Annotated in this window: 15 protein-coding genes; 8 read left to right on the forward strand and 7 right to left on the reverse strand. The window is 72.2% G+C overall.

The window, feature by feature from the left end:
* The first annotated feature begins 7 nt into the window (after positions 1-7).
* Positions 8-712, forward strand: a complete 705-nt coding sequence (locus DLJ49_RS06240) for a thiamine pyrophosphokinase (protein ID WP_115392674.1) — start codon at positions 8-10, stop codon at positions 710-712.
* Here DLJ49_RS06240 and DLJ49_RS06245 read toward each other — a convergent pair.
* From DLJ49_RS06245 to DLJ49_RS06270, 6 genes are all read right to left on the reverse strand, one after another.
* Complete coding sequence (locus tag DLJ49_RS06245) at positions 627-1,571, reverse strand: DMT family transporter (protein WP_115392675.1); 945 nt, start codon at positions 1,569-1,571, stop codon at positions 627-629. The genes DLJ49_RS06240 and DLJ49_RS06245 overlap by 86 nt on opposite strands.
* Before the next feature lie 210 nt (positions 1,572-1,781).
* Entirely contained in the window at positions 1,782-4,028 is a 2,247-nt protein-coding gene (gene glyS / locus DLJ49_RS06250; RefSeq protein ID WP_115392676.1) for a glycine--tRNA ligase subunit beta, read from the reverse strand.
* A gap of 10 nt (positions 4,029-4,038) precedes the next feature.
* Positions 4,039-4,566 (reverse strand): DUF6446 family protein, encoded by a 528-nt coding sequence (locus DLJ49_RS06255; protein ID WP_147277271.1) that lies wholly within the window; start codon positions 4,564-4,566, stop codon positions 4,039-4,041.
* Positions 4,563-5,492: a hypothetical protein gene (locus DLJ49_RS06260; protein ID WP_115392678.1), complete on the reverse strand. Its 930-nt coding sequence runs from the start codon at positions 5,490-5,492 to the stop codon at positions 4,563-4,565. Before DLJ49_RS06260 ends, DLJ49_RS06255 begins: the two co-directional genes overlap by 4 nt.
* Positions 5,489-6,382 (reverse strand): FkbM family methyltransferase, encoded by an 894-nt coding sequence (locus tag DLJ49_RS06265; RefSeq protein ID WP_115392679.1) that lies wholly within the window; start codon positions 6,380-6,382, stop codon positions 5,489-5,491. The genes DLJ49_RS06260 and DLJ49_RS06265 overlap by 4 nt, the downstream gene beginning before the upstream one ends.
* A gap of 2 nt (positions 6,383-6,384) precedes the next feature.
* Positions 6,385-7,323 carry a glycine--tRNA ligase subunit alpha gene (locus DLJ49_RS06270; protein WP_115392680.1) on the reverse strand — a complete coding sequence of 313 codons (939 nt, stop codon included), beginning with the start codon at positions 7,321-7,323 and terminating at the stop codon, positions 6,385-6,387.
* 613 nt (positions 7,324-7,936) lie between these two features.
* Here DLJ49_RS06270 and DLJ49_RS06275 point away from each other — a divergent pair.
* The gene (locus tag DLJ49_RS06275; RefSeq protein ID WP_115392681.1) at positions 7,937-12,301 is read left to right on the forward strand and encodes a calcium-binding protein; all 4,365 of its coding nucleotides are present in this window, start codon (positions 7,937-7,939) and stop codon (positions 12,299-12,301) included.
* A 33-nt stretch (positions 12,302-12,334) separates the two neighbouring features.
* On the opposite strand, the gene DLJ49_RS06280 is transcribed toward DLJ49_RS06275, so the two are convergent.
* Positions 12,335-13,336, reverse strand: a complete 1,002-nt coding sequence (locus tag DLJ49_RS06280; protein ID WP_115392682.1) for an alpha/beta fold hydrolase — start codon at positions 13,334-13,336, stop codon at positions 12,335-12,337.
* A 142-nt stretch (positions 13,337-13,478) separates the two neighbouring features.
* Here DLJ49_RS06280 and DLJ49_RS06285 point away from each other — a divergent pair, with 142 nt between their 5' ends.
* Genes DLJ49_RS06285 through DLJ49_RS06310 form a run of 6 tightly spaced genes read left to right on the forward strand, consistent with a single transcriptional unit; the run spans position 13,479 to position 18,466 of the window.
* Positions 13,479-14,090: a ribonuclease D gene (locus DLJ49_RS06285; protein ID WP_115392804.1), complete on the forward strand. Its 612-nt coding sequence runs from the start codon at positions 13,479-13,481 to the stop codon at positions 14,088-14,090.
* A gap of 21 nt (positions 14,091-14,111) precedes the next feature.
* Positions 14,112-15,146 (forward strand): KpsF/GutQ family sugar-phosphate isomerase, encoded by a 1,035-nt coding sequence (locus tag DLJ49_RS06290; RefSeq protein WP_115392683.1) that lies wholly within the window; start codon positions 14,112-14,114, stop codon positions 15,144-15,146.
* Positions 15,147-15,153: 7 nt separating this feature from the next.
* Entirely contained in the window at positions 15,154-15,840 is a 687-nt protein-coding gene (locus tag DLJ49_RS06295) for an LptA/OstA family protein (protein ID WP_115392684.1), read from the forward strand.
* Positions 15,841-15,848: 8 nt separating this feature from the next.
* Complete coding sequence (lptA, locus tag DLJ49_RS06300; protein ID WP_115392685.1) at positions 15,849-16,367, forward strand: lipopolysaccharide transport periplasmic protein LptA; 519 nt, start codon at positions 15,849-15,851, stop codon at positions 16,365-16,367.
* A complete protein-coding gene (lptB, locus tag DLJ49_RS06305) occupies positions 16,364-17,122 on the forward strand; it encodes an LPS export ABC transporter ATP-binding protein (protein ID WP_115392686.1) in 759 nt (252 codons plus the stop codon). The genes lptA and lptB overlap by 4 nt, the downstream gene beginning before the upstream one ends.
* Before the next feature lie 3 nt (positions 17,123-17,125).
* Positions 17,126-18,466 (forward strand): RNA polymerase factor sigma-54, encoded by a 1,341-nt coding sequence (locus DLJ49_RS06310; RefSeq protein WP_115392687.1) that lies wholly within the window; start codon positions 17,126-17,128, stop codon positions 18,464-18,466.
* Positions 18,467-18,511 lie beyond the last annotated feature (45 nt).

Here is an 18,511-nt window from a genome sequence, read left to right on the forward strand (position 1 = left end):
GCGGGCGATGGAGCCGAGGCTGGTCGAGAGTACGCGCGGGCTGACCCTGCTTGGTGGAGGGGCGCTGGGGCCGGGCGATCTCGAGGCCGCGCTCACCCAAGCGCCCGACCTCGTCGCGGCCGACAGCGGCGCGGCCGCGGCGCTCGCTGCCGGCCACATGCCGCTCAGGGTGATCGGCGACATGGATTCGCTCGCCCCCGGCGACCAGGCACGGCTGGCACCCGGCGTGCTGCACCGCGTCACCGAACAGGACAGCACCGACTTCGACAAGGTTCTGCGCTCGGTCGCCGGCCCGGTGGCGGTGGGGGTAGGCTTCATGGGCGCGCGCGCCGATCACCAGCTCGCCAACCTTTCGGCGCTGGTGCGGCACCGCCACCTGCCGTGCCTGCTGCTGGGCGAGGGCGACGTGGTGTTCGCGGCGCCGCCCGAGATCGAGGTCGCCGCCGCGCCGGGCACGCGCGTCTCGCTTTTCCCGCTCGCGCCGGTGTCGGGCGTGTCGGAGGGGCTGCACTGGCCCATCGCGGGGCTGCCGATGGCCCCGGCCGGCCTGCACGGCACCTCCAACCGGGTGGCGGAGGGGGCGACGTCGGTCCGCCTTGCCTTCGCCCGGCCGGGGATGCTGGTGATCATGCCGCGGGCGGCCCTGGGATCTGCGGTGGCGGCGCTGCGGGCCGCGCCGCTCTGGCGGCGAGGCGCTGCTCCCGCAGGATGATGACGAGGCCCGCCGCCATCACCACCGCGATCCCGGCGAAGGAGAGCGGCCCCGGCAGCTCGGCGAACAGCAAGAGCCCAAGCAGCACGGCGAACGGGATCTCGAGATACTGGATCGGCGCGACCGTGGCGGCGGGCGCGAATCGCAGCGACCAGGTGAGCGCGAGGTGCGCGAGCGTGCCGATCGCGCCGATCCCGGCCAAGAGCCAGAGCGCGCGAGCGTCGGGCATCACCGGGTCGAGCTCGGGGTGGCCGCTGCCCTCGGCAAGGAGGGCGAGCGGCACGAGGAAGGCCGAGCCGATCAGGCCGTTCACCGCCTGCAAGTCCAGCGGCGCGACGGCGCGGGCGACCTGCCGGGTCAGCAGCATGAACGCGGCAAAGGCAATCGCGACGCCGAGCGGCAGAAGCGCCGGCGCGCCCACCTCGCGCAGCGAGGGCTGCAGCACCATGAGCGTGCCCGCGAACCCCGCCGCGCAGGCGAGCGCCCGGCGCCACCCGACCTCTTCGCCCATCACGAGGCCACCCGCGAGCAGCACGAGGAAGGGCATGACGTAGGCGATGGCGATGGCGTCGGCCAGGGGCAGGAAGCGCAGGCTCAGGAACATCAGCGCGATCCCGACGACGTGAAGAAGCGTGCGCAGCACCACCACGGGCCAGAGCCCCCGCGGCACGCGCAGCACGCCGCCGAGCGCCAGCACCAGCGGCACGAGCAGCACCGCCTGCGCCACGAAGCGCACGGCGACGACCTGCAGCAGCGGCACCGCTGCACCCAGCATCTTGGCAAGCGCGTCGGCGAGCGGCGCCAGCAGGCAGAACAGCAGCATCAGGGCGATGCCGAGTGTAGGGCGGTCGGTGTGCATGGAAGCGATGTGGCACGTTCCGCAGGGCGGGGGGAAGGCGTTTCGAAACGCCTTCAACGCGCGTCGGAACGCGCGTTCAACGCCTTTCCAAAGGCGTTGCCGCCGGTAGTGCTGCGCACCACCCGTCACCGTGCGGCCGCCGGCCCCTCTTCGCGACGGGCCGGGCGGGGGGCCTCGCCTCGCGGCTCGGGCGCTCGGCGCGCAGGCCGCTCACCCCTCGAGCTTCGTCAGGTCGGCGACCTGCAGGCAGGTCTCGCGGATGCGGTGCAGCAGGTTCAGCCGGTTGCGGCGCACGATGGGGTTGTCGGTGTTGACCTGCACCGCCTCGAAGAAGGCGTCGATAGGCGCGCGCAGGGCGGCCATTGCCGCCATCGCCCCGGCATAGTCCTCGGCGGCGAGCGCCGGGGAGATGCGGGCGTCGGCGGCGTCGAGCGCGGCGAACAGCGCGCGCTCTTCCTCAGTCTCGGCGAATTTGGGGTCGGGGCCGAACTCGTAGGCCACCCCGTCGGCCGCCTCGGCCTGGGCGAGGATGTTGGCGGCGCGCTTGAAGCCCTGGATCAGGTTCTCGCCCTCCTCGGTGCCGATCTCGGCCTGCAGCGCGCGGGCGCGAGCGGTCACGTCGGCCAGATCGTCGGCGCCCTCCATCGACAGGCAGGCGTCGATCACGTCGTGCCGGATGCCCTCGTCGCGCAGGTGGACCTTGAGGCGGTCGTGGAAGAAGGAGAGGAGGTCGTCGGAGGCGCCGGGCACCTGTTCCGCCAGCTTTTGCACCGAGGCGTGGCCGTGGGCCGGGCCATAGTGCTCGATCACCGTGCGCACTGCCGCGCCGAACACGCCGTGCTCGGCAATGCCCTCTATGATCTCGTGCAGCATGTCGCGCGCCTTGCCATCCACGCCCTCGACATGGATGCCGTGGCGCAGAAGCTGCGCCTCGAAGAACCGGTCGAGGCGGCAGCGCGCGCCCGTCTCGAGCAGGATGCGGATCACTCCAAGCGCCGCCCGGCGCAGCGCGAAGGGGTCTTTCGAGCCGGTGGGCTTCTCGTCGATGGCCCAGAAGCCGGTCAGCGTGTCCAGCTTGTCGGCGAGCGCCACGGCCTGCGCGACCGGCCCTTCGGGCACCCGGTCGGCGGCGCCGAGGGGGCGGTAATGCTCCTCGCAGGCGGCGGCCACCCCGGGCGGCAGGCCGGCGGCCTCGGCGTAGTGGCGGCCCATCGTGCCCTGCAGCTCGGGGAACTCGTAGACCATCTCCGAGGCCAGGTCGGCCTTGCAGACCTGCGCCGCCTGCTCCGCCAGCTCGGGGTCGGCGCCCACGACCGGGGCGATCTCGCGCGCGAGCGCGGCGATGCGGGCGATGCGGTCGGCCTGGCTGCCGAGGCGCCGCTCGAAGGTGACGTGCGCGAGCTTGTCCAGCCATGCGCCCATGCCGGCCGTCGCCACGCGCAGGTCGTTCTCCCAGAAGAACAGCGCGTCCGACAGGCGGGCGGCCAGCACCTTGCGGTTGCCGGCGAGGATCGTGGCGCCGTCGTCTTCCGTCGCGCGGTTCGCCACGGTGACGAAGCGCACGATGCGGCCCGTCCCCGGCTCGCGCAGCGAAAAGAACTTCTGGTGCTCCTTCATCGAGGTCTGCAGCACCTCGGGCGGCAGGTCGAGGAAGCGCGCGCCGATCTCGCCCATCAGCGTGACCGGCCATTCAACCAGCCCCGCCACCTCGGCCAGCAGCCCGTTGTCGGGCACCAGCTCGAGCCCCGCGGCGAAAGCGAGGTGCTCGGCGTCGTGGCGGATGGTGGCGGCGCGCTCTTCGGGGTCGAGCAGCACGAAGGCGCGCTTGAGCTTCGCCGCGTAGTCCTCGAAGCCGGTCACCGAAAACGGCTCGGGCGCCATGAAGCGGTGGCCGCGCGTGGTGTCGCCTGCCACGATCCCGTCGATGTCCAGCGGCACCACCTCGGCCCCCGCCTCCGTCGTCAGGAGGCACAGGATCGCGTGCAGCGGCCGCACCCAGCGCAGGCTGCCCTCGCCGGGCAGGCCCGGCCCGCCCCAGCGCATCGACTTGGGCCAGGGAAAGCCGCGCACCGTGGCCTCGAGCACCTCTCCCACGATCTCGGCCGCCGGACGGCCGGGCCGGGTGATGCGCGCGAACAGCACAGCGCCCTTCGGCGTCTCGCGCGCCTCGAGCTGGTCGCGGGTGAGGCCGGTGGAGCGCAGGAAGCCCTCGATCGCCTTGTCGGGCGCGTCGGCCCTCGGCCCCTTTCGCTCTTCCGTCACCGTGGGGCTTTCGGCCGCCAGCCCCTCGACCGCCAGCGCCAGCCGGCGCGGGGTGACGAAGGCATGGGCAGCGGCATAGGTCAGACCGGCCTCGACCATGCCGTCGGTCATCAGGCGCTTGAGGTCGGCCGCCGCGCGGGCCTGCATCCGCGCGGGGATCTCTTCCGAGAAGAGCTCGATCAGGAGGTCGGGCATGGGGTGCGGCTCATTCGGTGTCGGCGGGCGGCGGGGGGCAGCCCTCGGGCGGCGGATCGCCGTCGAAGACGCGGGCGCCGCAGCGGTTGATCTGGTGCCAGGCAAAGCCCTCGCCACCCGCGCCCACGGCCACCACCCGGTCGATCCCGTAGGTGACGTTCTCCTGCCCCATGAAGGCCAGCGCGTCGCCCGCGGCCAGCGCCGAGGCGAGCGCGTCGGCCTCGAAACAGGGGAAGGTCACGGGCGCGACGGTCGGCTCGGGGTCGGGATAGGGGGCGAAGCGGTCGGCGAGCGCCTGCGGCGTCGCGTCGATCTCGAAACAGGCACGGTATTTCAGGGGCGAACTGTCGCCCTCGGCGATGCTCAACCCGGTGACGTCGAGCATCTCGCGGGTGCCGTCGACCGTAGTCAGCGTGACGGTGCCCCGGCCCTCCTCGCGCACGTCGTACCAGTGGAACTGCTCGAGGTAGAACAGCCCCGCCCCGGCGAGCACGGCGAGCGCCACAAGCGCGACAACGGCGATACGACCTACGCTCATGGGGCGCCAAGCTCGGGATAACGCGCACGAAGGAGCGCCACATCGCGCTCATAGCGCGCAGCGAGGACATCGGCATCGCCTGACGAGAGCAGGGTGGGGCCGCCGTCGGCCGGATGTCGGGCGTAGATCTCGCCCACGCGCCGAATGCGCTCCTGCCGGGGCAGGCCAGGATCGAGCGTCTCGACCTCCGCCAGTGCGGATGCCGCGGGCGAGCGGGTGCTGCCGGGCTTGTCAAGCACGGGCAGATTGGAGACCGGCACACCGAGGAACGCGGCGACGATGCCCGCAGGGTCCGCGGCATACCGCTCCTGACACCAGAAGTGGAGCCGTGCGCCCGGCACGCGGCGCTCGATACGCCTCATCAGATCCGGCCAGCCGCCGTCGCCTTCAACCAGCAGGGCCACACCATGCTCCCAGCGCGCGCGAGCATCGGGCGTAGATCGCATCAGCTCGAAGAGCGTCGACGCCATCAGACCATCGTATCCGCGGATCGAGATGTACAGCGAGAGTCGGTCAGGCCCGGCGAGGCGGCGGACGAAATCCAGTCCCGACAAATCGGGGTAGAACGTGCCGTGCAGCAGATCCTCGGGAAACCCCAGAAAATTCTCCTCGGAAGCCGCGACCCGCCCAGCGCCTTCCACAGCGGCGCGCAACCGCCGCACGGTCCGCAGGCGAAGGCGGAGCCGACGGCGCAAACCCCGCCAACCCTTGGGGCACATGCGAAGTGCCACTGCGGGCTGGCGCAGCCTATCCTGCAAGAGCAGGGCGACATCTGCCGCGTCGGCCTGGGCCCGCGCGGCCGAAAGAAGCGCCTGGAAATGCGTGGTCGCCGTCTTGTGCGCCCCCACGTGCACACGCCAGTCGGGCACCAGGCGTGCACTGCCGCGCGATGCAGCGCTTGGCTGCGATTTCGCGATGTCGTTCATGATCGCCCACCCGCGCAGTTGCGAAAGAGCACCACAAGACGCGGCAGCCCCACCGAAACGACTTCGAAGCCTCGCGGGAGCAGGAAGTTGACGACCTGGGGCAGGGTGCTTTCCTGGCGGACGCCACGCTCGAACCCGAGATCGGCCGAGATGTAGTCGAATTGGTCCAGGATGCCCTCGGCCCCCGCGAGGACCTCAGGCTCGGCACCCTCGGCTTCCAGCTTCAGAAGCCGGTGACGCCGTCGGGGCACGGCAGCGTCGAGGCGCACGGTCTCGACTTCGATCGTCCCGGCTGCGCCCTCGATCGGGATCAACGACGAATCGGCCGAATCCACCTTGAGATGGAAGGCCATCGACTCGCCGGTCGTCTGCCACAGAGCTTGTTGGCGTGTCTCCGCACTGAGAAGGAAAGGCCGGGCCGATTGGTTGAGACGTGCGGTGAGGGCGTTTTCGGGTGATGGCTCGAAGCTGGTGAGGTGCACCCGCTTCCCGGTTCTTTCCAGCGCGAGAACGAAATCGCCATCGTAGGCACCGCTCTCGACAACCGAGTCGCCGTCCTCGAAGGGAACCGCGCCCAGAAGATACTCCTCGAACAATCGGTCGCCTCTGGCTTCGAGACCGTCGACGTAGTAGGTGAGGCGCCCTGGATCCGTAAAACGATGCTCCGCCCCGTCCTTGACGACGTAGCGTCCCGTGTCGGAATCGAAGAGGACCGAGACGTTCCGGTTCCCATACTCGCGGATGTACCGTGTCGCGCATTCCGCGAAGTCGCTTCCGCGAAGCCTCGCAAGCGTGACTATGGCACGTCGGTGTCGATTGCGCTTGATGCGATTGGCAATCCGCGTTGTCAGACTTCTCCGCCGCGTGGGCAGGAGGGCACCTAGAGTCATCGTCACGATCCGCCCTCTGCCTCGAATCCCCCTGCCGCGGTCCGCACGAAGGCGTCGGCGCAGCGTCTGGCCAGCGCGCGCACCCGACCGATATAGGCCTGCCGCTCGGTGACCGAGATGACGCCCCGCGCGTCGAGCAGGTTGAAGATGTGCGAGGCCTTGATGCACTGGTCGTAGGCCGGGTGCGCCATGACGATCCGCCGCCCCGTGCGCGGATCGACGTCGGGCGCGTCGAGGATCGCGGCGCACTCCTGCTCGGCCTCCTCGAAGTGGCGCAGGAGCATGTCGGTGTCGGCCACGTCGAAGTTGAAGCGGCTGTATTCCTCTTCCGTCTGGCGGAAGACGTCTCCGTAGGTCAGCGGGATGCGCGCGCCGGGGTCGTTGAACGGCATCTCCATGACATGGTCGATGCCGAGCACATACATCGCCAGCCGCTCCAGCCCGTAGGTCAGCTCGCCCGACACGGGCCGGCAATCGTGCCCGCCGACCTGCTGGAAGTAGGTGAACTGGCTCACCTCCATCCCGTCGCACCAGACCTCCCAGCCCAGCCCCCACGCGCCGAGCGTGGGGCTTTCCCAGTCGTCCTCGACGAAGCGGATGTCGTGGAGCGCGAAGTCGATGCCGATCGCGGCGAGCGAGCCCAGGTAGAGCTCCTGCAGGTCGGGCGGCGACGGTTTGATCAGCACCTGGAACTGGTAGTAGTGCTGCAGGCGGTTGGGGTTCTCGCCGTAGCGCCCGTCGGTCGGCCGGCGGGAGGGCTGCACGTAGGCCGCCGCCCAGGGCCGGGTGCCGAGCGAGCGCAGCGTGGTGGCGGGGTGGAACGTGCCCGCGCCCACCTCCATGTCGTAGGGCTGCAGCAGCGCGCAGCCCTGGCCCGCCCAGTAGGTCTGCAGGCGCAGGACGGCCTCCTGGAAGGAAGCGGGCTTCGAAAGCTCTGGCATCGGGGTGGCGTCGCTCGGTCCGGTCGCGTCGCGGGTGGTCTAGGTCTCCCCCACCGGCGGGTCAACCTGTGCGACGGCCGGGCGGAACCCGGACATCCGGCATCGAGCGGGCGCCGCCGTTCCCGCAGGGCCGGCTCACTCGGTGCTCGCGGCCCGGACACTGTCGGAAGCCGGCCACTGCACCGCGAGCACGACCGCGCCAAGGAGCAGCACCGACAGGGCCGACCCCATGGCGGCCCCACGCACGAGGCCCCGCGCAAAGTGCCACCGAGAGGATCCGGCCTGTCGCCTGTCGCCGTCGTCCGAGTTCACCCCGTCTCACCCCTTACGCAACTTCCTGAACAATCCCGCCCGCCTGAGCGCCCGGACCCTCTGCCTCGCCCCGAAATGCGGCCGAAATGCGGGAATGCCGGCCACGCCGCGGAAACGATCTGTTCACCAAGCCCGCCTCCGCGACGCCGTCCGTCACGCCGATGCCGAAAGGTCAGCGCGCGTCCCTAACGGCTCGGTAACGAACTTGTTTCTAGGTGTCCGGCAGATGCGCTGCGGCGCGGCTCTCGCGCAGCCGGCCCGGCAGCGCCCGATTGACACAAAGAGGACAGGCGTCTCGCCCATGCCGGATTCCGCCGCCCCCACGCTGAGCTCTCTCACCCTGTCGGACGTCGTCGACATCGCTGGCGGCGACGCGCCGCTCGCCATCACGGTCGCGGCGACCGACGACACCGCGATCGACTACGTGGTGGTCGAGTTCGATCGCGGCGTCACCGGGCCCGCCAGCCTTGCCGCGTTCGCCTACATCGACGCCACCGCGCAGGAGTGGGCGGCGGGGCCGGTAAGCGCCACGCTCACCATCGACAGCCGGGCCGGCCCGGGCACGGTCGATGTCGCCCGCGTCTGGGTGTGGGACGAGGCGGGCAACTCGCGTCTCTACAACACCAACGCGCTCGAACTCCTCGGCTTCGGCACAAGCTTCGAGATCGCGGGGGGCACAAGCGACGTTTTCTTTCCCGAGATCACCGCGCTGTCGCTCACCGACACCGTCGATGTGGCGTCGGGGAGCGGCACGCTCACCGCCAGCGTCACCGCCACCGACGATACCGAGGTGGCGGCTGTGGAACTCGTCTTCGACCCGCCTCTCGTCACGCCCGACGGCCCGCGCCTGAGCGTCATGCTGCGGCCCGAAGGCGCCAGCACGTTCGAAGCCGGGGCGGTGGTGCGCGATTTCACCCTGACCGGCGCCAGCCTGAACGGGCAGGTCACGCTCGCCGGTGCCCGCGTCTGGGACATCCACGGACGGAGCCTCGCCTACGACGCCGCCGCACTTTCCGACGCGGGGTTCGACACGGGCTTTTCCGTAACCGGCGGCACCCCCGATATCCAGCCGCCGGAGCTGACCAATCTCGTTCTGCCCGACACGATCGACGTCTCCGGCGGCGCCGTCACCTTCCCGGTGGCGCTCTCCGCCACCGACGACAGCGGCATCGCCTGGGCGCAGGTCTATCTCGACCGGGCGCTGCCCGGCGCGGCCTTCCCCTTCATCTCGTTCTTCATCGCCCCCGATGCCGGCCAGACATGGCGCACCGGCACCGTCGCGCGCGATTTCGCGGTCGCGGGCGACGCCACGCCGGGGCCCGTCGGCATCACCTCGGTCCATGTCTACGACACGCTGGGCAACGGCCGCATCTACCAGACGGCCGACCTGATCGGCCTCGGCGCCGATACCTTGTTCTCCCTGGTCGACGGTCCGGTGGCGGCCGACCTCTCCCTCCGGCCCGAGGTGACCGATGGCGCGGTTGTCCTGTCGCTCGTCAACGACGGGCCGGCCTTCGCCGCCGGCCCGGTCGATCTCGACCTCGCCCTGTCGGCCACGGGCATCGGAACGCGAGTGATCGACCTGACGCGCGCCGGCACCATCACGATTGGCGGCGAACGGGTCGGCCCGGTCGAAGTGCTCGACCTGACCGCGGAGTTCAGCGGCCCATGGGAAACCGGCGAGGCGCTGATCGACATCACCGTGCCGCTGACCGCGGCCGGGCGGATCGACCCGCTCTCGGCGCAGGGGGCCGTCGCCGGCAGCTTCGAGGCCGTGACGCTGCCGCCCCCCATCGTTTTCGGCACCGCCGGGGCGGAGGCGGTCACGGGCAGCGCGGCGTCAGAGGTGCTCTATGGCCTCGCGGGCGACGACACCCTGTCGGGCGGCGCGGGCGACGACACGCTCGCCGGCGGCGACGGCGCGGACACCTTCGCGATCGGCCGCGACGCCGGCGCCGTCACGGTGGCAGACTTCGTGCCCGGCACCGACCGGCTCGACCTCACCGCCTTCGACAGGGCCGACGCGCTCGCTGCCCTCTCGGCCACCGGCAGCGGACAGGCCGCTCTTTCGCTTCCCGGCGGGGTCACGGTCGCGTTCGACGGGCTGACGCAGGGCGACATCGGCACCGCCGATGCCGTGCTCGCGCCGGAGACCCGCGAGGGCGCGGTGTGGGTCGCGCAACGGGTGACGCTGGGCGCCGACCCCCTCACAGTCTCGCATGGCTGGCGCTTCGACGCGCCCGTGGCCTTCGCCGGCGCGCCGGGCGAGGCGGGGACCGCACCCGTCGCCGTGCGCATCCACGAGGTCACGCAGACGACCGTCACACTCTCGCTCGACCGGCCCGCCTATCTGGGCGCGCCACCCACGCCCGAAGAGGTGACGCTCATCGTCGTCGAGGCGGGCGCCCACCGCCTGCCCGACGGCACGCTGGTGCAGGCCGGCACGCTCGACACCGACCGGACGACGCCCCAGGGCTTCGAGCGCATCGACTATGCCGAGCGCTTCGACACGGCGCCTGCCGCGCTCACCCAGGTTCAGACGGGAAACGACCCCGACTATGTCTTCACCCGCCAGTCGGGCGCCGACGAGGGAGGCCTCGGCGTCGCGCTGCAAGCGGTCGAGACCGAGCTCCTCACGCCACGGGGGTCCGAGACGGTGGGTTGGCTCGCCGTCGAGTCCGGTCGGGGCACCGCCCTCGCCCCGGGCGACGCGCCCGCGTCCTTCGAGGCCGGGCGCACCGGCCCGCTGGCGGGCGAGGCCGCGGCCCGGCACGACTACGCGGCCGCCTTCGACGGCCCGCCGGGCCTCGTCGCGGCGCTCTCGTCCTTCGCCGGGCCAGATCCGGCCGTTCTGCGCCTGCCGGTGCGCGACGCCGCCGGCTTCACCGCCCGCGCGCAGGAGGATCGGAGCCTTGACCTCGAGACCGGTCACGCCCCCGAGACGGTCGATTACCTGGCCCTCGGCCTGCCCGCCGGGCAGGTGGCAGCCACCGGCGGGGTCGCGCGCGCGCCCATCGGCGAGGTGCACCGGCTGTCGGTGTCGAACATGGAGCAGATCGTCGCCTTCACCCACACCTACGACACCCCGGTGATCGTGGCGCAGGGCGCGGGCTTTGCCGGGCCCGACCCCGTCACGGTGCGGTTCTCCGACGTGACCGGCACGAGCGCCCGCCTGCGCCTGCAGGAGCCGAACTACCTCGACGGCGGTCACGCCGCCGAGGACGTGACGCTGGTGGTGATGGAAGCGGGGCGCCACGAACTGGCCGACGGCACGGTGATCCAGGCCGGCCTGCACTCCACCGGCCGCCTCAGCACCGCTGGCTTCGACGCGGTGCGCTTCGGCGCGGGCTTCGACGCGCCGCCGGTGCTCCTCTCGACGGTGATGACGCGCAACGGCCCCGACTGGGTGGTCACGCGGCACAAGGATGTCACCGAGGCGGGCTTTTCCATCGCCCTGCAGGAGGAGGAAGCGCTGAACGGGGGCGGTCACGCGGTCGAGCAGGTGGGCTGGATGGCGATCGAGGCCGGCGGCGGCACCTGGTCGGGGATAGACTGGCTGGCCGGCACCGCGACGGGCGTCTCGTCTGCGGGCGCGCGGCACGACTTCGCCACCGCCTTCGACACGGCGCCCGGCATCGTCGCCAATCTCGCCACGTCCTTCGGCCTCGATCCGGCCATGCCGCGCCTCTCGGGGGTCGACGCCGCGGGCTTCACCGGCTGGGCGCAGGAGGAACAGAGCCTCGATACCGAGACAGGGCACCTCGCCGAGCGGCTCGACTACCTCGCCTTCGAGACCTCGGGCACGCTACAGGGCTTCACCCGCGCCCCGGTGGTCGCCGAGGCGGGCACGGCCGCGGTCAGCGATCAGCCGGTGACCATCGCGCTGTCGCACGCCTTTGCCAATCCGGTCGTCTTCGCTGCCGCCACCACGACCAACGGCTGGCAGCCCGCCACCGTGCGCATCGCCGCGCTCACGTCCGACAGCCTGACCCTCGCCATGCAGGAGCCGCTATCGCTCGACGGCACGCATGCGGCCGAGCAGGTGTCGTGGATGGTGGTCGAGGCCGGGGCCTGGCAGCTGGCCGACGGCACGCGCCTCGAGGTCGGCACCACCACCGTCTCGGCCCGGGGCGGCGCGGGGATGACCGACGTGACGTTCGCCGCCCCTTTCGACGGGGTACCGCTGACGCTGGCGCAGGTGCAGGAAGTGCCGGGCATCGACTTTCTCGACACGCGGCAGACGGGAGCGAGCGCCACGGGCTTCCGCGTCACGCTCGAGGCCGAGGAGGCGCGCAACGGCCTGCCCCAGCCCCCGCAGGAGGTAGGCTGGATGGCGATCGACCCCGGCACCGGCCTGTGGGAGGGGCAGGATGGCCTGATCACCTTCGAGGCCGGCACGACCGGGCCGGTGGTGACCGATGCCGGTGCCGATCACGCCTTCGACGCCGACTTCGCCGCGCCGCCGCTGCTTCTGTCGCAGATGGTCGGGTTTGCCGGGCCCGACCCCGCGGTCACCCGCGTCGAGGGCCTCGACGAAAGCGGTGCGCGCTTCACGGTGCAGGAGGATCAGAGCGCCGACGCCGAGCTCGGGCATGTCGCCGAGACGGTCGGCTATGTCGGCCTGTCCGGCGGCGGCCTGCTGCTGGGCGAGGCATGGGCGGGCTAGCGACGGGCGGGGCAGGGACGGGCGGGCGCGCGGCTAGCCCGCGGGCAGCCCCGGCTCGGGCGCCGCCGGACCGGGCAGGGGCGGCGCCGGGCTGCCGGCGGCCCGCCGTTCGGGCGAGGCCGCGCCCATCCGCACCGCTTCCTGCCGCGTCTCGGAGGGCAGATCGGCCGTCTTCGCCACCGGCGGCTCGAGCCTTGGACGCGGGTGCGCGGCCCACGCGGCGACGGTGCGCTGGAACAGCGCCGGCGCCGCCACCATCGGCAGGTGGCCGCTGTCGATCACCTGCGCCAGCGCCCCCGGCAGACGCCGCGCGAGGGCGAGCTGGTGTTCGGCGGTCACCACCGGGTCGCGCGCCGTAACCGTCACCGTCACCGGCACCTGCAGCGCGGCGAAGCTCTCGAGCGTCGCCTGCGCCCTGATCCACACCGCCATGTCGCGCATCGTCTCGGGGCAGCCACTGCGCAACTCGTCGCGCACCCGCGCGGGCAGGCCGGTGATGCACTCTCCCGGCGCCAGCGAGCGCGAGAACCACAACTGGAAACGCTCGGCATCCGACAGCCAGTGCTGATGCAGCAATCGCGCCGAGATCGGCCCGATCAGCGGCACTTCGGTAAAGAGCCGCGTGGCCAGCCCCGCCGCGCGGCCCGCGTCGCCCGCATGCGGCGCGCCGATCACCATCGCGTCCTGCACCATGTCGGGGTGGTCGCGTGCGATCATCAGCGCGATCAGACCGCCGAGCGAGTGGCCCACCAGGCGCACCCGGCGCCCGCCCGAGACCAGCCGCAGCACCTCGGCCATGTGGCGCGCGGGCGCGTCGCGGGCATGCATCCCCAGCGAGGCCGGGCGGCGCACCGCGTCGGACCGGTGGCCAGGCAGCGGGGGCGCGAAGGTCTCGATACCCTGGGCACGCAGGGCGCGGCGTGCCGGCTCCCAGATCGCTGGACTCTCGAACAGGCCGTGCAGAAAGACGACAGGCGCAGGGGCATCGGAGGGCGTGGCCCGCGCGCCGGTCTCGTCTCCGCATTCATATTCCATGCCGTGTTCAACGTGCCGGACAACGGCCTGTTCCCGCGACACGGTTGACACCGGCGGCCGAAACGGGTTGCACGAAGCGCGCCCATGGCGCGCCGCGGCCGGCCGCGGCCGCCCCCGGGCGCGCGACAAGGGAAGCGCGCACGTGACGATTCACCTCCACCAGCGCGACCTGCCCGAGGGGCTCGACCTCGGCCCGGTCGTGGCGATCGACACCGAGGCGATGGGGCTGATCCCTCACCGCGACCGCCTGTGCCTCGTCCAGCTTTCGGCCGGCGACGGCGATGCCCATCTCGTGCAGATCGTGCGCGGCCAGACGGCAGCGCCCAACCTCGCCCGCCTGCTGACCGACCGCGAGCGGCTCAAGCTGTTCCATTACGGACGCTTCGACATCGCGCTGCTCTACCAGGCGCTCGGCGCGCTCGCCGCACCCGTCTACTGCACCAAGATCGCCTCGAAGCTGGTGCGCACCTACACCGACCGGCACGGGCTGAAGAACCTCTGCCATGAGTTGCTCGACATCGACCTCAGCAAGCAGCAGCAGACCTCCGACTGGGGCGCCGACACGCTGAGCGAGGCGCAGCAGGCCTATGCCGCCTCCGATGTCCTCTACCTGCACCGTCTGCGCGAGGAACTCGACAAACGGCTCGCCCGCGAGGGGCGGACGGATCTGGCTCAGGCCTGCTTCGAGTTCCTGCCGACGCGCGCCCGGCTCGACCTCGCAGGCTGGCCAGAGACCGACATCTTCTCGCACTGACGCGAGCGAGCGCCGACGCCGATGGACACGCCCGAGCCCCCCCACGCAGAGCAGCCCGACCCGGCCACCCTGCTCGCTACCGGCCGGCGGGTGGTGCAGCGCGAGGCGACGGCGCTGACCGCGCTCGGAGAGGCGCTCGGGGAAACGCTCGGGCCATCGCTCGGGCCATCGCTCGGGGGCGCCTTCGTCGAGGCCGCGCGGCTGATCCTCGCCGAACGGGGCCGCGTGATCGTCTCGGGCATGGGCAAGTCGGGCCACATCGCGCGCAAGGTGGCCGCCACGCTCGCCTCCACGGGCACGCCCGCCCATTTCGTCCACCCCGCCGAGGCGAGCCACGGCGACCTCGGCATGATGACGCGGGGCGACGTGGCGCTGCTGCTGTCCAATTCCGGCGAGACGCCGGAACTGGCCGACATGATCGCCTACACCCGGCGCTTCGGCATCCCGCTGATCGGTGTCGCGGGGCGCGCGGGCTCGACCCTGCTGACGCGGGCCGACGTGGCGCTCCTGCTGCCCACGGTCGAGGAGGCCTGCGGCACCGGCGTCGTGCCCACCACATCGACCACCATGACGCTTGCGCTGGGCGACGCGCTGGCGGTGGCGCTGATGGAGCACCGCCGCTTCACCCCCGAGATGTTCCGCGACTACCACCCCGGCGGGCGCCTCGGCGCGCGGCTCGCGCGCGTGGCCGACCTGATGCATACGGGGCAGGCGCTGCCGCTGGTGACCGAGGATACCGCGATGGGCGAGGCCCTTGTGCAGATGTCGGCCAAAGGCTTCGGCGTGGTGGGCGTGACCGACCCCGAGGGGCGACTGACCGGCATCGTCACCGACGGCGACCTCAGGCGGCACCTCGACGGGCTGCTCGAGTGCACCGCCGCCGAAGTGATGACGCGCGCACCCCGCACCATCTCGCCGCAGGCGCTGGCCGAGGAGGCCGTGGCGCAGATGAACGCCCGCAAGATCACCTGTCTCTTCGCCGTCGCCCCGGGCGGCGACGGGCGGCCCGAGGGCATGATTCACATCCACGACTGCCTGCGCGCCGGCGTGGTATGAGCGGGGCATGGCCCGACCGCCCGATTCCGCGCCCGCACCTCCCCCGGCCCCGCCGCGCGCCGACAACCGCTACTCGCGCTTCGTCGCCTGGGTGAAGGTGGCGCTGCCGCTGGCGGCGCTGACGCTGCTCTCGACGCTCTTCCTCTTTCCCGGCGATTCGGGGCGTGACGTGACCGAGGCGCTCGACGCCGACGAGCTGCGCGCAATGTTGCAGAAACGGTTGCTGCGCGCCCCCACCTACACGTCGGTCACCGACGATGGCGGCGCGCTGACCGTGACGGCCGAGACGGCCACCCCACGTGCCGCCGACCCCGACCTGTTCGACGTGACCGACCTTGCCGTGGCCCTCGATGCGGCCGATGGCGTGCGCACCACGCTTGCCGCCGCGGGCGGGCTGGTCGACCGCCGGGCGCAGGAGGGCACTTTCACCGGCGATGTGCGGGTGGTGACATCGGAGGGCTGGGTGCTGCGCACCGAGCGGCTCGAGGCGGCGCTCGATGGCTCCCGCGCGGTGAGCCCCGTGCCGGTGCGGATCGTCGGGCCGGGCCTGAGGCTGGACGCCGGCACGATGCGCGCCATCACCCCCGAAGACGGGCCGCCCGCGGGCCACGTCACTTTCACCGGTGGCGTGCGGCTGGTATACGACCCGACGGAAGCCGGTGCCGACGCCGGCCCGCCTGCCGCCGCCGACTGACCCCGGAGATGCCCTTGCCCCCCCTGTTTCGCGCGCTCACCCTCGCCCTCGTGTCGGTCGCCCTCGCCGGCGCCGCGCTCGCGCAGGGCACGCAGGTGCAGTTCGGCGACGGGCAGGATACCTCGGGCCAGCCCGTCGAGGTGACGTCGGACCAGCTCGAATTCGACCAGCAGGACGGCACCGCGCTGTTCACCGGCAGCGTGCGCATCGTGCAGGGGGCGTTGCGCCTGACGGCCGAGCGGGTCGACGTATCCTATGGTGACAACGAGGCCGGCGAGACCGAGGTGCGCCGCGTCGAGGCCACCGGCAACGTCGTGCTCGTCAACGGCGAGGATGCCGCCGAGGGCGAGCGCGCCGTCTACACCCTGGCCGACGGGATGGTGGTGATGACGGGCGACGTGCTGCTCACGCGCCCCGACAGCGCGATCACCGGCGAGCGGCTGACCGTCAACGTCGATGACGCAACCGGCGTGATGGAGGGGCGCGTGAGCGTCGTCTTCACACCTGAAGAAGGCGACGGCGAGTGAGCGGCCCGCGCCTCACCGTGGCCCCCGGCGGGCAGGGCCTGAGGGTCGAGCGGCTGCGCAAGAGCTTTCGCCGCCGGCCCGTGATCCGCGACGTGTCGCTCTCGCTGGCACGGGGAGAGGTGGTGGCGCTGCTCGGCCCCAACGGCTCGGGCAAGACGACGTGCTTCTACGCCGTGGCGGGCCTCGTCATGCCCGAATCGGGGCTGGTCGAGATCGACGGCCGCACCGTGACGACGCTGCCGATGTATCGCCGCGCCCGCCTCGGCATCGGCTACCTGCCGCAGGAGGTGTCGATCTTCCGCGGCCTGACGGTCGAGGAGAACATCACCGCCATCCTCGAGATCGCCGTGCGCGACCGCCACAAGCGGCGCGAACGGCTCGAGGCGCTGCTCGCCGAGTTCGGCATCGAGCACCTGCGCCGGGCGCCGGCGCTGGCCCTCTCGGGCGGCGAGCGGCGGCGGGTCGAGATCGCGCGCTGCCTCGCCGCCGAGCCCAAGTACCTGCTGCTCGACGAGCCCTTCGCCGGCGTCGATCCGATCTCGGTCGGCGACATCCGGCAGATGGTCACCGATCTCGCCACCCGCGGGATCGGCGTGCTCATCACCGATCACAACGTGCAGGAGACGCTGGGCCTCGTCGACCGCGCCTACATCCTGCACGACGGCGCGGTCATCATGGCGGGCACGCCCGAAGAGGTGGTGCGCGACGAGAACGTGCGCCGCGTCTATCTGGGGCAGAACTTCCGGATCATGTAGGCGATGGGCCAGAAGCCGCGGCTGTACCTGCGCACGACGATCCGCCCGTCGCTCTCGGCGGGTCCGCGGACGGGGGTAGAGTTGCTGGCGATGCCCGCGGCCGACCTGCGTGCCGATCTCGAGCGACTGGCGATCGAGAACGCGTTCCTCGTGCTCGAACCCGCCCCCGCGCCGGGCGGCGCGGGCCAGGGTGACCCCTACCTGTCGGACGTCGCGCAGCCCGTCAGCCTTGTTCGCCACCTGCAGGAGCAGATCGCCTGCATGGGCCTTCCCGAGCCCGTGGCCACGCTCGCCGCCTATCTCGCCACCGCGCTCGACGGCCGCGGCCTGCTGACCGAGAGCGACGACGAACTCGCCGCCGAGACGGCCGCCGACGCCGAAACGGTGGCCGCGGCCCGCGCCGCGCTGCAGGCCTGCGACCCCACCGGAGTGGGCGCGCGAGACCTCGGCGAATGCATCTGCCTGCAACTGATCGAGGAGGGCGAGAGCGCCGCCCGCGCCGCCAGCATCCACGCCGCCCTGCCCGCCCTGGCCGAGGGGCGCTTCGCCGCTGCCGCCCGCGCGCTGGGGGAGTCGGAGGCGGAGGCGCGCGCGCTCGCCGCCCGGATCGCCCGGCTCAACCCCGATCCGGCCGCGGCCTTCGACGCCGGCGGCGCTGCCCCGATGGCGCCCGAGCTTCTGGTCACCCGCGAGGCGGGCGGGCGCCTCGTCGTGACTCTGCTCGACGACCCCGCCGCGCGCCTGCGCCTCGACGAGGGGCTGGCCGGCCGCGCCCGCGCCACGGGCGATGCCGCGACGCGCGACTTCGTCGCTGCCCAGCTCGCCGCCGCGCGGCGCGTCTGCTCCGCCGCAAGGTTCCGCGCGCACACCCTGCGCGCGGTGGGCGAGGCCATCGTCGAGGCGCAATCGGCGCACTTCCTCGGCCGGGCGCGGGCACCGGGGCCGTTGTCGCGCGCTGCGGTTGCCGCGCGCCTCGGTCTGCACCCGTCCACCGTGGGACGTGCGGTCAGGGGTCGGGCGCTCCTGTTCGAGGGGCGCACGCGGCCGCTTTCGGATTACTTCCCCGCCGCGCTGGAGGCGGGCAGCGGCGAGACCGGCGCAGGAGAGGGGGGCATCTCTTCTGCCGAGATCCAGGCGCGGATGCGCGACATCGTGTCGGCCGAGACGGTCGATACGGTCTTGAGCGACGACGATATCGCACACTACCTCCGGGAGGGCGGCGTTGACATCGCCCGGAGAACTGTCGCCAAGTATCGCAAATGCCTGTCCATCCCGAACTCGTCGGACCGCCGCCGCCGCCTCGCCCGTCGTGCCCGTCTGGGCGCGGCCGGGGTCAGGGAGTGAGCGACGGCGCGCACCCGCACGGCGCCGGGAGGCGCGCATGACCCG

This window comes from Rhodovulum sp. 12E13, from assembly GCF_003340565.1.
Classification (GTDB): domain Bacteria; phylum Pseudomonadota; class Alphaproteobacteria; order Rhodobacterales; family Rhodobacteraceae; genus HLUCCA09.

Bases quoted from the DNA above. Each gene is read 5' to 3' on its own strand.
- DLJ49_RS06240 (WP_115392674.1), top strand. From the start codon at position 8: ATGGAGCCGAGGCTGGTCGAGAGTACGCGCGGGCTGACCCTGCTTGGT.
- DLJ49_RS06245 (WP_115392675.1), bottom strand. From the start codon at position 1,571: ATGCACACCGACCGCCCTACACTCGGCATCGCCCTGATGCTGCTGTTC.
- glyS (WP_115392676.1), bottom strand. From the start codon at position 4,028: ATGCCCGACCTCCTGATCGAGCTCTTCTCGGAAGAGATCCCCGCGCGG.
- DLJ49_RS06255 (WP_147277271.1), bottom strand. From the start codon at position 4,566: ATGAGCGTAGGTCGTATCGCCGTTGTCGCGCTTGTGGCGCTCGCCGTG.
- DLJ49_RS06260 (WP_115392678.1), bottom strand. From the start codon at position 5,492: ATGAACGACATCGCGAAATCGCAGCCAAGCGCTGCATCGCGCGGCAGT.
- DLJ49_RS06265 (WP_115392679.1), bottom strand. From the start codon at position 6,382: ATGACTCTAGGTGCCCTCCTGCCCACGCGGCGGAGAAGTCTGACAACG.
- DLJ49_RS06270 (WP_115392680.1), bottom strand. From the start codon at position 7,323: ATGCCAGAGCTTTCGAAGCCCGCTTCCTTCCAGGAGGCCGTCCTGCGC.
- DLJ49_RS06275 (WP_115392681.1), top strand. From the start codon at position 7,937: ATGCCGGATTCCGCCGCCCCCACGCTGAGCTCTCTCACCCTGTCGGAC.
- DLJ49_RS06280 (WP_115392682.1), bottom strand. From the start codon at position 13,336: ATGGAATATGAATGCGGAGACGAGACCGGCGCGCGGGCCACGCCCTCC.
- DLJ49_RS06290 (WP_115392683.1), top strand. From the start codon at position 14,112: ATGGACACGCCCGAGCCCCCCCACGCAGAGCAGCCCGACCCGGCCACC.
- DLJ49_RS06295 (WP_115392684.1), top strand. From the start codon at position 15,154: ATGGCCCGACCGCCCGATTCCGCGCCCGCACCTCCCCCGGCCCCGCCG.
- lptA (WP_115392685.1), top strand. From the start codon at position 15,849: ATGCCCTTGCCCCCCCTGTTTCGCGCGCTCACCCTCGCCCTCGTGTCG.
- DLJ49_RS06310 (WP_115392687.1), top strand. From the start codon at position 17,126: ATGGGCCAGAAGCCGCGGCTGTACCTGCGCACGACGATCCGCCCGTCG.